The 12173-nt window shown below is 71.6% G+C and carries 14 protein-coding genes; 3 read left to right on the top strand and 11 right to left on the bottom strand.

The genetic code is table 11. The features are described 5' to 3' along the window. Nucleotides 1–52: 52 nt before the first annotated feature. The 5 genes from der to aroH all read right to left on the bottom strand — a co-directional run bounded on the left by der (nt 53) and on the right by aroH (nt 4569). Entirely contained in the window at nt 53–1531 is a 1479-nt protein-coding gene (gene der / locus ACFY1J_RS18000) for a ribosome biogenesis GTPase Der (RefSeq protein ID WP_363296567.1), read from the bottom strand. A 72-nt stretch (nt 1532–1603) separates the two neighbouring features. After that, entirely contained in the window at nt 1604–2215 is a 612-nt protein-coding gene (locus ACFY1J_RS17995; protein WP_390712272.1) for a lysophospholipid acyltransferase family protein, read from the bottom strand. 56 nt (nt 2216–2271) lie between these two features. Then, nucleotides 2272–2967, bottom strand: a complete 696-nt coding sequence (cmk, locus tag ACFY1J_RS17990) for a (d)CMP kinase (RefSeq protein ID WP_390712195.1) — start codon at nt 2965–2967, stop codon at nt 2272–2274. 157 nt (nt 2968–3124) lie between these two features. Beyond that, on the bottom strand, nt 3125–4210 hold the full coding sequence (locus tag ACFY1J_RS17985; protein WP_390712194.1) for a prephenate dehydrogenase: 1086 nt from the start codon (nt 4208–4210) through the stop codon (nt 3125–3127). After that, nucleotides 4207–4569 (bottom strand): chorismate mutase, encoded by a 363-nt coding sequence (aroH, locus tag ACFY1J_RS17980; protein WP_390712193.1) that lies wholly within the window; start codon nt 4567–4569, stop codon nt 4207–4209. Before aroH ends, ACFY1J_RS17985 begins: the two co-directional genes overlap by 4 nt. 239 nt (nt 4570–4808) lie before the next feature. Between aroH and ACFY1J_RS17975 the strand changes: the two genes are divergently transcribed. The 3 genes from ACFY1J_RS17975 to ACFY1J_RS17965 are packed head-to-tail and all read left to right on the top strand — an operon-like array spanning nt 4809 to nt 6476. After that, nucleotides 4809–5456 (top strand): hypothetical protein, encoded by a 648-nt coding sequence (locus ACFY1J_RS17975; RefSeq protein WP_390731510.1) that lies wholly within the window; start codon nt 4809–4811, stop codon nt 5454–5456. 16 nt (nt 5457–5472) lie between these two features. Continuing rightward, complete coding sequence (locus ACFY1J_RS17970) at nt 5473–6048, top strand: DUF6529 family protein (RefSeq protein WP_390712191.1); 576 nt, start codon at nt 5473–5475, stop codon at nt 6046–6048. Beyond that, nucleotides 6045–6476, top strand: a complete 432-nt coding sequence (locus ACFY1J_RS17965; protein ID WP_390712190.1) for a Rieske (2Fe-2S) protein — start codon at nt 6045–6047, stop codon at nt 6474–6476. The genes ACFY1J_RS17970 and ACFY1J_RS17965 overlap by 4 nt, the downstream gene beginning before the upstream one ends. Here ACFY1J_RS17965 and ACFY1J_RS17960 read toward each other — a convergent pair. From ACFY1J_RS17960 to ACFY1J_RS17935, 6 genes are all read right to left on the bottom strand, one after another. Next, nucleotides 6448–7221: a DNA polymerase beta superfamily protein gene (locus ACFY1J_RS17960; RefSeq protein ID WP_390731509.1), complete on the bottom strand. Its 774-nt coding sequence runs from the start codon at nt 7219–7221 to the stop codon at nt 6448–6450. The two genes, ACFY1J_RS17965 and ACFY1J_RS17960, sit on opposite strands and share 29 nt — an antisense overlap. A gap of 3 nt (nt 7222–7224) precedes the next feature. Beyond that, nucleotides 7225–8244: an ADP-ribosylglycohydrolase family protein gene (locus tag ACFY1J_RS17955; protein ID WP_390731508.1), complete on the bottom strand. Its 1020-nt coding sequence runs from the start codon at nt 8242–8244 to the stop codon at nt 7225–7227. Beyond that, nucleotides 8241–8960 carry an NUDIX domain-containing protein gene (locus tag ACFY1J_RS17950; protein ID WP_390712187.1) on the bottom strand — a complete coding sequence of 240 codons (720 nt, stop codon included), beginning with the start codon at nt 8958–8960 and terminating at the stop codon, nt 8241–8243. The genes ACFY1J_RS17955 and ACFY1J_RS17950 overlap by 4 nt, the downstream gene beginning before the upstream one ends. Before the next feature lie 167 nt (nt 8961–9127). Continuing rightward, nucleotides 9128–10195, bottom strand: coding sequence for a pseudouridine synthase (locus ACFY1J_RS17945; protein ID WP_390712186.1), 1068 nt, complete (start codon nt 10193–10195; stop codon nt 9128–9130). A 12-nt stretch (nt 10196–10207) separates the two neighbouring features. Further along, nucleotides 10208–10858: an SMC-Scp complex subunit ScpB gene (gene scpB / locus ACFY1J_RS17940; protein ID WP_390712185.1), complete on the bottom strand. Its 651-nt coding sequence runs from the start codon at nt 10856–10858 to the stop codon at nt 10208–10210. Beyond that, nucleotides 10855–11865 (bottom strand): segregation and condensation protein A, encoded by a 1011-nt coding sequence (locus tag ACFY1J_RS17935; protein ID WP_390731507.1) that lies wholly within the window; start codon nt 11863–11865, stop codon nt 10855–10857. Before ACFY1J_RS17935 ends, scpB begins: the two co-directional genes overlap by 4 nt. Nucleotides 11866–12173 lie beyond the last annotated feature (308 nt).

Genomic DNA, 12173 nt, shown 5'->3' with positions numbered 1-12173 from the left:
TGTGACATGCGAAAGGGCAGCCCTTCACCAAGGGCCGCCCTTTCGCCTGCCGTCACTTCTTCTTCGTACCGCGCTTCTCGCGCACCCGCACCGAGATATGGATCGGCGTCCCCTCGAAGCCGAACTCCTCGCGCAGTCGGCGCTCGATGAAGCGGCGGTAGCCCGCCTCGATGAAGCCGGAGGCGAACAGCACGAACCGCGGGGGCTTGGTGCCGGCCTGGGTGCCGAACAGGATGCGCGGCTGCTTGCCGCCCCGGACCGGGTGCGGGTGGGCCGAGACCAGTTCGCCGAGGAAGGCGTTGAGGCGGCCGGTCGGCACGCGCGTCTCCCAGCCCGCGAGCGCGGTCTCGATCGCCGGTACCAGCTTCTCCATGTGGCGGCCGGTGCGCGCGGAGACATTGACCCGCGGCGCCCAGGCGACCTGGCCGAGCTCGGTCTCGATCTCGCGCTCCAGGTAGTAGCGGCGCTCCTCGTCGAGGTTGTCCCACTTGTTGTAGGCGATGACCATCGCGCGGCCCGCCTCGACGGCCATGGTGATGATCCGCTGGTCCTGCACGGAGATGTTCTCGGAGGCGTCGATCAGGACGACGGCCACCTCGGCCTTCTCCACCGCCGCCGCGGTGCGCAGCGAGGCGTAGTAGTCGGCGCCCTGCTGGAGGTGGACCCGCTTGCGGATGCCGGCGGTGTCGACGAACTTCCAGGTGACGCCGCCCAGTTCGATCAGCTCGTCGACCGGGTCACGGGTGGTGCCCGCGAGTTCGTTGACGACGACGCGCTCCTCGCCCGCGACCTTGTTCAGCAGCGAGGACTTGCCCACGTTCGGGCGGCCGATCAGCGCGATGCGGCGCGGGCCGCCGACTGCGGTGCCGAAGGTCTGCTCGGGCGCGTCCGGCAGCACCTCCAGGACGGCGTCCAGCATGTCGCCGGTGCCGCGGCCGTGCAGCGCGGAGACCGGGTGCGGCTCACCGAGCCCGAGGGACCACAGGTACGCGGCATCCGCTTCGCCGCTCGGTCCGTCGACCTTGTTGGCGGCCAGCACCACGGGCTTGCCGGCCTTGCGCAGCAGACGTACGACGGCCTCGTCGGTGTCGGTCGCGCCGACCTTGGCGTCGACGACGAAGACGACCGCGTCGGCCGCCTCGATCGCGTACTCGGCCTGGGCGGCCACGGAGGCGTCGATGCCGAGGACGTCCTGCTCCCAGCCGCCGGTGTCGACGACCTTGAAGCGGCGGCCCGCCCACTCGGCCTCGTAGGTCACACGGTCGCGGGTGACGCCCGGCTTGTCCTCGACGACCGCCTCACGGCGGCCGATGATCCGGTTCACCAGGGTCGACTTGCCGACATTGGGCCGGCCGACGACGGCGAGCACGGGCAGCGGGCCGTGGCCCGCCGCCTCGATGGCGCCCTCGACGTCCGCGATGTCGAAGCCCTCTTCCGCGGCGAGCTCCATGAACTCCGCGTACTCGGCGTCGCCAAGCGCTCCGTGGTCATGCTCTTCGAGCGAACCCTCGGAGTGGATGTCGTCGTTCATGAAGTCCGTACCTCGTTCATCGTGGTGATCGGTGGAGCACCCCGCAGGGGCTGATCCACTACTCAGTGTCGCCTAGCGTCCACTACTCAGTGTCGCCTGGCGCCCGGTCAGGCGCCTGGCGTTTTCCAGGTGCTCGGTGAGCTGCTTCTGGATGCGCTCGGTCGCCTCGTCCAGCGCCCTGCGCGTGCGTCGTCCGCTGCCGTCGCCCGCCTCGAAGGGGTCGCCGAAGACGACGTCGACGCGGGAGCGCAGCGGTGGCAGTCCCTTCATCAACCGTCCCGGCCGCTCGGAACTTCCCAGCACGGCCACGGGCACGATCGGGGCGCCGCTGCGGACCGCGAAGTAGGCGAGGCCCGCACGCAGCGAGGCGAAGTCGCCCTCGCCCCGGGTGCCCTCCGGGAAGATGCCGAGCACTTCCCCGGCCTCCAGTACGCCCAGCGCCCGCGCGATCGCCGTGCGGTCGGTGCTCTCGCGGTCCACCTTCACCTGGCCGATGCCGGTCAGGAACCGGCCGAGCGGGCCGACGAACGCCTCCTTCTTGATCAGGAAGTGCGTCGGCCGGGGCGCCACGCCCATGACCATCGGGCCGTCGATGTTGTGGGAGTGGTTGACGGCGAAGATCACCGGGCCGGTCGCGGGCACCTTCCAGGCGCCGAGCACACGGGGCTTCCACAGCCCGTACATCAGGCCGACGCCGATGCGCCGCCCGACCTCGGCGCCTCTCGCCGAAGCAGCTTCGGTCACTTTCCGGCCCGCTTCTCCTCGACGAGGGTGACGACGCACTCGATGACCTGCGGCAGCGTGAGGTCGGTGGTGTCCACCTCGACCGCGTCGCCCGCCTTGGCGAGCGGCGAGGTCTTACGGCTGGAGTCGGCCGCGTCACGCTTGATCAGCGCCTCGCGGGTGGCGTGGACGTCCACGCCCTTGAGCTCACCGCTGCGGCGGGCGGCGCGGGCCTCCGGGGAGGCGGTCAGGAAGATCTTCAGGTCGGCGTCCGGCAGCACCGTGGTGCCGATGTCACGGCCCTCGACCACTATGCCGACCTCGGCGGTGGCGGCCAGCGTGCGCTGCAGCTCGGTGATCCGGGCGCGCACCTCGGGCACCGCGCTGACCGCGCTGACCTTGGAGGTGACGTCCTGGGTGCGGATCGGGCCGGCCACGTCGACGCCGTCGACCGTGATCGTGGGGTTGGCCGGGTCGGTGCCCGAGACGATCTCCGGCTTGCCCGCCACGGCGGCGATCGCGGTGGGGTCTTCCAGGTCGATGCCGTTGTTCACCATCCACCAGGTGATCGCCCGGTACTGGGCCCCGGTGTCCAGGTAGCTCAGGCCGAGCTTCGAGGCCACGGCCTTCGACGTGCTCGACTTGCCCGTGCCGGAGGGGCCGTCGATCGCGACGATCACGGGCAGGGCGGTCCGGGCGGCGCCGTTTTCCACGGGGGGACACCTTCCTGGTGCGGTGTGGTGGGTGTGCGGGACGCGAGGGCGCCCCGCACAAGGTTACTGGGTGCGGGTCACTCGTCCGGACGCGAGAGGTGCGGGACCTCGCAGCATCGTGGCGCACACCACGGCCGCACCGGCGGCGCCGGGCGCCCTACTGCCGGATCGCCCAGCCCCGCTCCCGCAGTGCGGCGGCCAGCGCCACGGCCGCCTTCGGCTCCACCATCAGCTGCACCAGACCGGCCTGCTGCCCGGTCGCGTGCTCGATGCGTACGTCCTCGATGTTGACGCCGGCCCGCCCCGCGTCGGCGAAGATGCGGGCCAGCTGGCCGGGCTGGTCGTCGATGAGCACGGCGACCGTCTCGTAGATCCGCGGAGCGGACCCGTGCTTGCCGGGCACCCGGACCTGCCCCGCGTTCCCGCGCCGCAGCACGTCCTCGATCCCGGAGCTGCCCTCCTGCCGCTTGGCCTCGTCGGTCGACTGCAGGGCGCGCAGGGCGCGGACGGTCTCGTCGAGGTCGGCGGAGACATCGGCGAGCAGATCGGCGACCGGACCGGGGTTCGCGGACAGGATGTCGATCCACATCCGGGGGTCGGACGCGGCGATCCGGGTCACGTCCCGAATGCCCTGGCCGCACAGCCGTACGGCCGTCTCCTCGGCGTGCTCCAGGCGCGCGGCGACCATGCTGGAGACCAGGTGGGGCATGTGGGAGACCAGGGCGACGGCACGGTCGTGGGCGTCGGCGTCCATGACCACCGGCACCGCACGGCAGTGCGAGACCAGCTCCAGGGCGAGGTTCAGCACCTCGGTGTCCGTGTCACGGGTGGGCGTCAGCACCCAGGGGCGGCCCTCGAAGAGGTCGCCGCTCGCGGCCAGCGGGCCGGACTTCTCCCGGCCCGACATGGGGTGCGTGCCGATGTACGACGACAGGTCGAGGCCCAGCGACTCCAGCTCGCGGCGCGGACCTCCCTTGACGCTGGCCACGTCGAGATAGCCGCGGGCCACGTTGCGGCGCATGGCGTCGGCGAGGACCGCGGACACATGTGCGGGCGGGGCGGCCACGACGGCGAGGTCGACGGGACCCTCCGGGGCCTCGTCCGTACCGGCGCCCAGCGCGGCCGCCGTACGGGCCTGCTCGGGGTTGTAGTCGGCGAGGTGGACGGTCACGCCCCGCTGGGTCAGGGCGAGCGCGGCGGACGTGCCGATGAGGCCGGTGCCGATGACGAGAGCGGTCCTCACTGGGCGATGTCCTTGCGCAGGGCGGCCGCCGCGCCGAGGTAGACATGCGCGATGTCGGCGCGGGGCCGCTCCGACTCGATATGGGCGAGGACGCGGACCACCCGGGGCATGGCGCCCTCGATCTCCAGCTCCTGGGCGCAGATCAGCGGCACGTCGACGATGCCGAGCTTGCGGACGGCGGCCGCCGGGAAGTCGCTGTGCAGATCGGGAGTGGCCGTGAACCAGATGCTGATCAGGTCGTCCACGCTCAGCCCGTTCCGCTCCAGGATGGCGGTGAGCAGGGCTCCGACCTGCTCGTCCATGTGGCCGGCCTCGTCCCGTTCCAGCTGGACGGCCCCCCGGACCGCTCGTACCGCCACGGTGCTGCTCCTTGCTGAGATGCGTATCGGCTCTTGGTCCGTCCAGCGTAGTCAGGGCGGGCCGGTGGAGTGGGCGGCGCCCGCCCCCTGAGACGGTCATCCCGAGCGGTGAACCGTCCCAATGTCACTCATATCGCCGTATCCCGCTACTTGATGTGAGAACACCGCCGTGCGCCTCTTTACGCCGGGGCCGCCGGTCCGCTCTGATGTCAGGAAGCCCGCCTCGGGGGAGGCCCGTCATGAAACGTCCCGGACCTTTGCTGACCCTTCTCGCGGGTCTGCTGCTCGGCCTGTTCCTGCTGACGCTCGACGCGACGACGGGGACGAGGAACACGGTGCCCACGTACAAGGGGCGGTCGCCCGTCCCGACGCCTGCCGGATCCGCCGCGTCACCCGCCCCCACCCCGTCCCGCGCCCAGATCGCCGACGCGTCCTACGCGGGCCGCACCGACGACGACTCCTCCTCGGTGGCCGTGTCGATCCGCGGCGGCAAGGCGATCGCGTACTTCTGCGACGGCCGCCGCAAGGAGGCGTGGCTGAAGGGCGACGTGGCGGACGACGGCAGCATGCGACTGACCGGACGGCACGGCGCCGAGCTGAACGGCCGGCCCCAGGAGAGCCGGCAGCTCCGCGGCACGGTGGACCTCGACGGCGGCCACTACGCCTTCACCGCCGACAAGGCGGTCAAGCCGTCCGGGCTCTACCGGGCGACGGCCACCGTGCGCGGCGCGAAGATCGACGGCGGCTGGATCGTGCTGTCCGACGGCCGGCAGGTCGGCATCCTCAGCCGCGACGGCAAGGCAGGCGCCGCGCCCCGCATCGACCCGGCGACCGGCGCGGTCACGGTCGACGGCGAGCGGCTGACGGCACGTCCCGTGACCCCGTGACCGGAGGGAGCCGACCATGAACGTCGACCCGAACGCCGCCACCCAGGGCTTCCCCTCGCCCGAGTCCCGCCCGCACCCGGCCCGCTATCTCGTCCCGGCGCTGGTGGCCGCCGCCGTCGCGGTCGCCCTCGGTGTGTACGGAAAGGTCCACCATCCGACGGGGACCGCCTTCAATCTCGCCGGGTTCAACAGCACGGGCGCCGTGAAGTCGTGGCTGGCGACCACCGCGGTCTTCTTCGCGGTGATCCAGCTGGTCTCGGCGCTGATGATGTACGGGAAGCTGCCCGGGCCGGGCTGGGCGCCGGTGCTGCACCGCTGGTCGGGCCGGGTGGCGTTCCTGGTGACGGTCCCGGTGGCGGTGCACTGTCTGTACGCGTTCGGCTTTCAGACGTATGAAACACGCGTTTTGTGGCACTCCCTCCTGGGTTGCTTCTTCTTCGGTGCTTTCAGTGCCAAGATGCTGCTGCTCCGCTCGGAGCGTCTTCCCGGCTGGCTGCTGCCCGTCGTCGGCGGACTGGTGTTCGCCGTTCTCACGGTCATCTGGCTGACCTCGGCCTTCTGGTTCTTCCGCACGTTCGGAGTGACGACATGACGCACGACTCGACGCGGCGCACGGCTCTCGCGACCGGCGCGGCGGCGCTCGCGGCGGGTTGCGTGGGGTGCAGCAAGTACGGCGAGAGCACGAGCTCCGGCGAGAAGAAGGAGTCCGGACCGTCCGTGGCCGCCACCGCCGGGCAGGCGCTGGCGAAGACCAGCGAGATCCCGGTCGGCGGCGGCACGATCTTCAAGGAACAGAAGATCGTGGTCACCCAGCCGAGCCAGAACGAGTTCAAGGCCTTCTCGGCCGTCTGCACCCATCGGGGCTGCACCGTGGCCCGGGTCGCGGACCGCACGATCGACTGCCCCTGTCACGGCAGCAAGTTCGACATCAGCGACGGCGCGGTGGCCCACGGCCCGGCGACCAAGCCGCTGGCGCCGGAGAACATCAAGGTCAACGGAGAGACGATCCACCTGGCGTGACCCCGAGCCGGACGCGCACCACGAAATCGTGCAGAGCGTCATGGGCGCTGGGCGCGTCGGGCAGCTCCGAGGCGCTCTGGGCCTCGTCGAGCACGGAGTGCAGGCGTTCCACGTCGGCCTCCACGCGCGCGTGGTCGACCTCGGCGGCTCCGTGCTCCCGCTCCGCCTTCGCCGCTATCAGCTCCGGCAGACACGCGGGCGCGTCCGGTTCCGCGGCGAGCGTGGGCAGATGGGCCTGCACCTGCCCGCTGCGCATCAGATGGATGCCGGTGAGCAGCGCCCGGAACGTGTAGAGCAGCGGCTTGAGTTCACCGGTCTTCTCGAACAGCCGCCACTGCGTCACCGCGAACCCCCGGTAGTGGTGGGCGTGATGACGGGTGAGGACGCCGACCGCGAGCTCGGCCAGCTCGCTGTGCGCGTCGGTGGTGTGCACGACCAGGGGTGAGAGCAGTTGCTCCAGGACGTAGCCGTTGCGGCGCAGCATCAGTCGTACGAACTTGCGCAGATCGTGGGTGACGAGGTCCAGCTCGACGCCGTGGCGCACCCAGGTCCGTGACCGCGTCTCGTCCGGCTCCCGCAGCCCCACCAGGTCGGCGGCGGGCAGCAGATGGACGCCCCGCAGGTCCAGGTCGGAGTCCTGCGAGGGGAAGCCGTACAGATGCGCGCCGGAGACGGTCGCGAACAGCAGGGGGTCCGGCTGTTCGGCGATGACGGGCGTCAGGTGCAGGTCGAGATCGTCGATCATGGGCTAAGCGTCCCAGAGCGCTCCCAGGGTGAGCAGGTCTCCCCCGTACTCGATCCGGTCCGCCCACGCGGTCGGCCAGGCGTCCGCGCCCAGGTGGGCGCCCGCGAAGGCGCCGGTCAGGCAGGCGATGGAGTCCGAGTCACCGGAGGTGCACGCGGCCCGGCGCAGGGCGGTGACCGGTTCGTCGACGAAGAGCAGGAAGCACAGCAGGCCGGTCGCCAGGGCCTCTTCGGCGATCCAGCCCGCGCCCGTGGCCAGGCACGGGTCGGCCTCGGGCGAGGCGGTGCGCACGGCCTCCTGGAGACGGCCCAGGATCTCCAGGCACTCGTCCCAGCCGCGCGCGATGAAGTGCTCGGGCGAGGGGTCCTGCGAGCGGGTCCACAGGTCGCCGAGCCAGGTGTGGTGGTAGCGGGTGCGGTTGTCGAGGGCGTACGAGCGCAGCAGTCCGACCAGGCCGGTGGGCTCGGTGCCGTGGGCGAGCAGCCGTACGGCGCGGGCGGTGAGGTCGGAGGCGGCCAGTGCCGTCGGATGCCCGTGGGTCAGCGCGGACTGCAACTGGGCGGCGCCGGCGCGCTGTTCGTCGCTGAGGCCGGGGACGAGTCCGATCGGGGCGACGCGCATGTTGGCGCCGCAGCCCTTGGAGCCGATCTGGCTGGCGTCCTGCCAGGCCCGCCCCTCCTCCTTGAGGAGGCTGCACGCGGTCAGGCAGGTGCGCCCGGGAGCCCGGTTGTTCTCCGGCGACTGGTACCAGTCCACGAACTCCTCGCGCAGCGGCCGCTCCAGCCGCTTGGGCGCGAGCACCCCGCGGTCCATGGCCGTGCGCAGCCCGCGGCCCAGCGCCAGCGTCATCTGGGTGTCGTCGGAGACGAAGGCGCGCTTCGGCAGCTCCATCTCCCGCCAGGGTCCGCACTTGGCGAGGATCGACGGGACGTCGTTGAACTCGGTGGGGAAGCCGAGCGCGTCCCCGAGGGCGAGGCCCAGCAGGGATCCGGTGGCGGCGCGCTTGTTCACGGTGGTGGTCATGCGGGGCGTCCTTCCCGGGACGGTCGGAGCAGGGGTGGGTGCAGGGCGGTGGCGGTGCCCGCGCGGTAGAGGGCGGCCGGCTTGCCGCGGCCGCCGGTCAGCCGCGCGGCCCCGGGCACGGGCTCGACGAACCCCGGCGTGGCCAGCACCTTGCGGCGGAAGTTGGGACGGTCGAGCGCCGTACCCCACACCGTCTCGTAGACCTGCTGCAGCTCGCCGAGGGTGAACTCGGCCGGGCAGAAGGCGGTGGCGAGGCAGGTGTACTCGAGCTTGGCGCCGACCCGTTCGTGGGCGTCGGCGAGGATCCGGTCGTGGTCGAAGGCGAGCGGCCGGGCGGCGTCGTACGGCAGCCAGCGGGCCTGGGCCGCGTCGCCTCCGCCGTGCGGCTCGGGCGCGTCGGGCAGCAGCGCGGCGAACGCGACCGACACGACCCGCATCCGGGGGTCGCGGCCGGGCTCGCTGTAGGTGCGCAGCTGTTCCAGATGCAGTCCGGAGACGTCCGACAGGCCGGTCTCCTCGGCGAGTTCACGCCGGGCGGCCGTCTCGGCGGACTCGTCCGGCAGCACGAAGCCGCCGGGCAGCGCCCAGTGGCCGGCGAAGGGTTCCTGGCCCCGCTCGACGAGCAGCACGTGCAACGCGTTCGCGCGCAGGGTGAGGACGGCGAGGTCGACGGTGACGGCGAAGGGTTCGTGGGCGTACTTGTCGTAGCCCTCCACGGTCTCGCCTCCTTCACGGTCAGGACCACTAATAGTCACTTCGACTATAATAACCCACCCCCACCACCGTAAGCCCTCAGCTGCCCCCTGAGCGCCTTGCGCGCACACGGAAGCGGCCGGCACCGGGAAACCCGGTACCGGCCGCCACAGAGCCGCTGACAGCCCTCCTAGAGGTCGACCTCCTTCATCAGCATGCCGACCTCGGTGTTCGACAGCCGCCGCAGCCAGCCCGACTTCTGGTCGCCCAGGGTGATCGGGCCGAAGGCGGTCCGCACCAGCTTCTCGACCGGGAAGCCGGCCTCGGCCAGCATGCGGCGCACGATGTGCTTGCGGCCCTCGTGGAGGGTCACCTCGACGAGGTAGTTCTTGCCGGTCTGCTCGACGACCCGGAAGTGGTCCGCGCGCGCGTAGCCGTCCTCCAGCTGGATGCCGTCCTTCAGGCGCTTGCCGAGGTCGCGCGGGATCGGGCCCACGATGGCCGCGAGATAGGTCTTCTTCACGCCGTACTTGGGGTGGGTCAGACGGTGGGCCAGCTCGCCGTGGTTGGTGAGCAGGATGACGCCCTCGGTCTCGGTGTCGAGCCGGCCGACGTGGAAGAGCCGCGTCTCACGGTTGGTGACGTAGTCGCCGAGGCACTGGCGTCCCTCGGGGTCCTCCATCGTCGACACGACACCGGCGGGCTTGTTCAGCGAGAAGAACTGGTACGACTGGGTCGCCACCGTCAGGCCGTCGACCTTGACCTCGTCCTTCTCCGGGTCGACACGGCGGCCCTGCTCCAGGACGATCTCGCCGTTGATCTCGACGCGCGCCTGCTCGATGAGCTCCTCGCAGGCACGCCGGGAGCCGTAGCCCGCGCGCGCGAGGACCTTCTGCAGCCGCTCGCCCTCCTGCTCGGCGCCCGGGAAGGTCTTGGGCAGCTTGACGTCCTTCTTGCCCGCGTACCGCTCGCGGTTGCGCTCCTCGGCCCGCGCCTCGTACTCGCGGGAGCGACCCGGAGCCGTACGCCCGCCGCCGCCCTGCTGGGACTGCTTGGGCCCGCCCTTGGCACCGCCGCGGGCGGCGCCGCCGCGCCCCGCCTTGGGGCCGTCCTTCGTGGCGCCGGGGCCCACGTCGTAGCGGCGCTCCTCGGGACGGGGCTTGCGGGGACGGCCCTGCCCCTGCCGCTCGTCCCTGTTGTTGCCGGCACCGCGGTAGTTCCCGCGCCCGCCGCTCTTGCCGCTGCCGCTGCTTCGCATCAAGTTTCCGTCTTAGTCGTCTGCGTCCTGACCGCCGGGCGCGTCGGGCGCGTCCGGGTCGAACGACGGTACGCCCTCCTGGGTCTCGGCCTCGATCGCCTCCGCCTCCGGGAGGAAGGGCGCGAGCTCCGGGAGCTCGTCCAGACCGCGCAGGCCCATCCGCTCCAGGAAGTAGTTCGTCGTCCTGTACAGGATCGCACCTGTTTCGGGTTCCGTGCCCGCCTCCTCGACCAGACCGCGCTGCAGGAGGGTGCGCATCACACCGTCGCAGTTCACTCCGCGTACGGCCGAGACACGGCTGCGGCTCACCGGCTGGCGGTAGGCGACGACGGCCAGGGTCTCCAGCGCGGCCTGGGTGAGGCGGGCCTGCTGGCCGTCCAGGACGAAGCCCTCGACGGCGGCGGCGTACTCGGGGCGGGTGTAGAAGCGCCAGCCGCCGGCGATGAGCCGCAGCTCGAATCCCCGCCCCTGGACGGTGTACTCGTCGGCCAGCTCGCGCAGCGCGTCCGCGATCTGCCGCCTCGGCCGCTGGAGGATCTTCGAGAGGTGCTCCTCGGTCGCGGGTTCGTCCACGACCATGAGGACCGCCTCCAGGGCGGGCTTGAGGTCGAGGTCGGCGACGGTGCGCGGACCGGCCGGGACGTCGGTGATCTCCTCGCTCACGCCTTCTTCTCCTCCTTGGGCTCCTCGGGCGGCCGATCGAACTCGTCGGTCACCCGCGGTGTCTCGTCGCTGTCCCCACCGGTCCACCGCACGATCAGGTCCCCGAGGGCGGTCTCCTGATCCAGTGCGACGGCCTTCTCGCGGTACAGCTCCAGCAGGGCCAGGAAACGGGCCACGACGGTCAGGGTGTCGTCGGTGTCCTCGACGAGGACCCGGAAGCTGGCCTCCCCCATCTCCCTGAGCCGTGCGACGACGATCCCGGCCTGCTCCTGCACGCTGACCAGCGGGGCGTGGATGTGGTCGACGTACACCTGGGGCTTGGCCTTGGGCTGCATCGCCTTGACGGCGAGCTTGGCGAACCCCTCGGGGCCGATGCTGATGACGACCTCGGGCAGCAGCTTGGCGTGGTGCGGTTCGAGGCCGACGGTACGGGGGTAGCGGCGGGCCTCCTGATCGAGGCGGTAATTGAAGATATCCGCGATCTGCTTGTACGCCCGGTACTGCAGCAGCCGCGCGAACAGCAGGTCCCGGGCCTCCAGCAGGGCCAGGTCGGCCTCGTCCTCGACCTCGGCGGCGGGCAGCAGCCGGGCGGCCTTGAGGTCGAGCAGCGTGGCGGCGACGACGAGGAACTCGGTCGTCTGATCCAGGTCCCAGTCCGGCCCCATCGCCCGGATGTGCGCCATGAACTCGTCGGTCACCTTGGAGAGGGCGACCTCGGTGACGTCCAGCTTGTGCTTCGAGATCAACTGGAGAAGCAGATCAAAGGGCCCCTCGAAGTTGGCCAGCCGCACCTTGAACACACCGTCGACGACCGCGGCACCATCCCCGGAGGAAACACCTGCCGACCGCAACTGCGCAGACTCCACCCCGACCGGGCCAAGACCCGGCCCGGCCCCGGGGAGAACCACCTCGGTCCGGGAGAGCCCCGACTCACGTCCCGGCCCCACGGAGCCGGCCTCGGCAAGAAGGCCCGCACGCTCGGAGCGCGGGGTGACAGTCCCGGTCACGGAGATCCCCGGCTCTGCCGACGAGCCCTCCGCCCCGGCCCCAGGGAGGACGGCCTCGGGCCTGGCGAGCCCCGGCTCAGGCCCCAGGGCCACGGCCTCGGACCTGGGCTCGGAGAGGAGGTTCGCAGGCTCAGGCCCCGCGAGGCCGGCCCCGGACCCGGAGACCCCCGGCTCTGCCGACGAACCCTCCGACTTGGGCCCAGGGAGGACCGCCTCGGGCCTGGCGAGCCCCGGCTCAGGCCCCAGGGCCACGGCCTCGGACCTGGGCTCGGAGAGGAGGTTCGCAGGCTCAGGCCCCGCGAGGCCGG

The organism is Streptomyces sp. NPDC001406 (assembly GCF_042895285.1).
GTDB lineage: Bacteria > Actinomycetota > Actinomycetes > Streptomycetales > Streptomycetaceae > Streptomyces.
Note: the sequence above shows the minus strand (reverse complement) of the source record. Positions and strands in the feature narration are given on the sequence as shown.

What these genes read in the sequence shown, in the direction of transcription:
- der (WP_363296567.1), bottom strand. Translation starts at nt 1,531, where the DNA reads ATGAACGACGACATCCACTCCGAGGGTTCGCTCGAAGAGCATGACCAC.
- ACFY1J_RS17995 (WP_390712272.1), bottom strand. Translation starts at nt 2,215, where the DNA reads ATGTACGGGCTGTGGAAGCCCCGTGTGCTCGGCGCCTGGAAGGTGCCC.
- ACFY1J_RS17975 (WP_390731510.1), top strand. Translation starts at nt 4,809, where the DNA reads ATGAAACGTCCCGGACCTTTGCTGACCCTTCTCGCGGGTCTGCTGCTC.
- ACFY1J_RS17970 (WP_390712191.1), top strand. Translation starts at nt 5,473, where the DNA reads ATGAACGTCGACCCGAACGCCGCCACCCAGGGCTTCCCCTCGCCCGAG.
- ACFY1J_RS17965 (WP_390712190.1), top strand. Translation starts at nt 6,045, where the DNA reads ATGACGCACGACTCGACGCGGCGCACGGCTCTCGCGACCGGCGCGGCG.
- ACFY1J_RS17960 (WP_390731509.1), bottom strand. Translation starts at nt 7,221, where the DNA reads ATGATCGACGATCTCGACCTGCACCTGACGCCCGTCATCGCCGAACAG.
- ACFY1J_RS17955 (WP_390731508.1), bottom strand. Translation starts at nt 8,244, where the DNA reads ATGACCACCACCGTGAACAAGCGCGCCGCCACCGGATCCCTGCTGGGC.
- ACFY1J_RS17945 (WP_390712186.1), bottom strand. Translation starts at nt 10,195, where the DNA reads ATGCGAAGCAGCGGCAGCGGCAAGAGCGGCGGGCGCGGGAACTACCGC.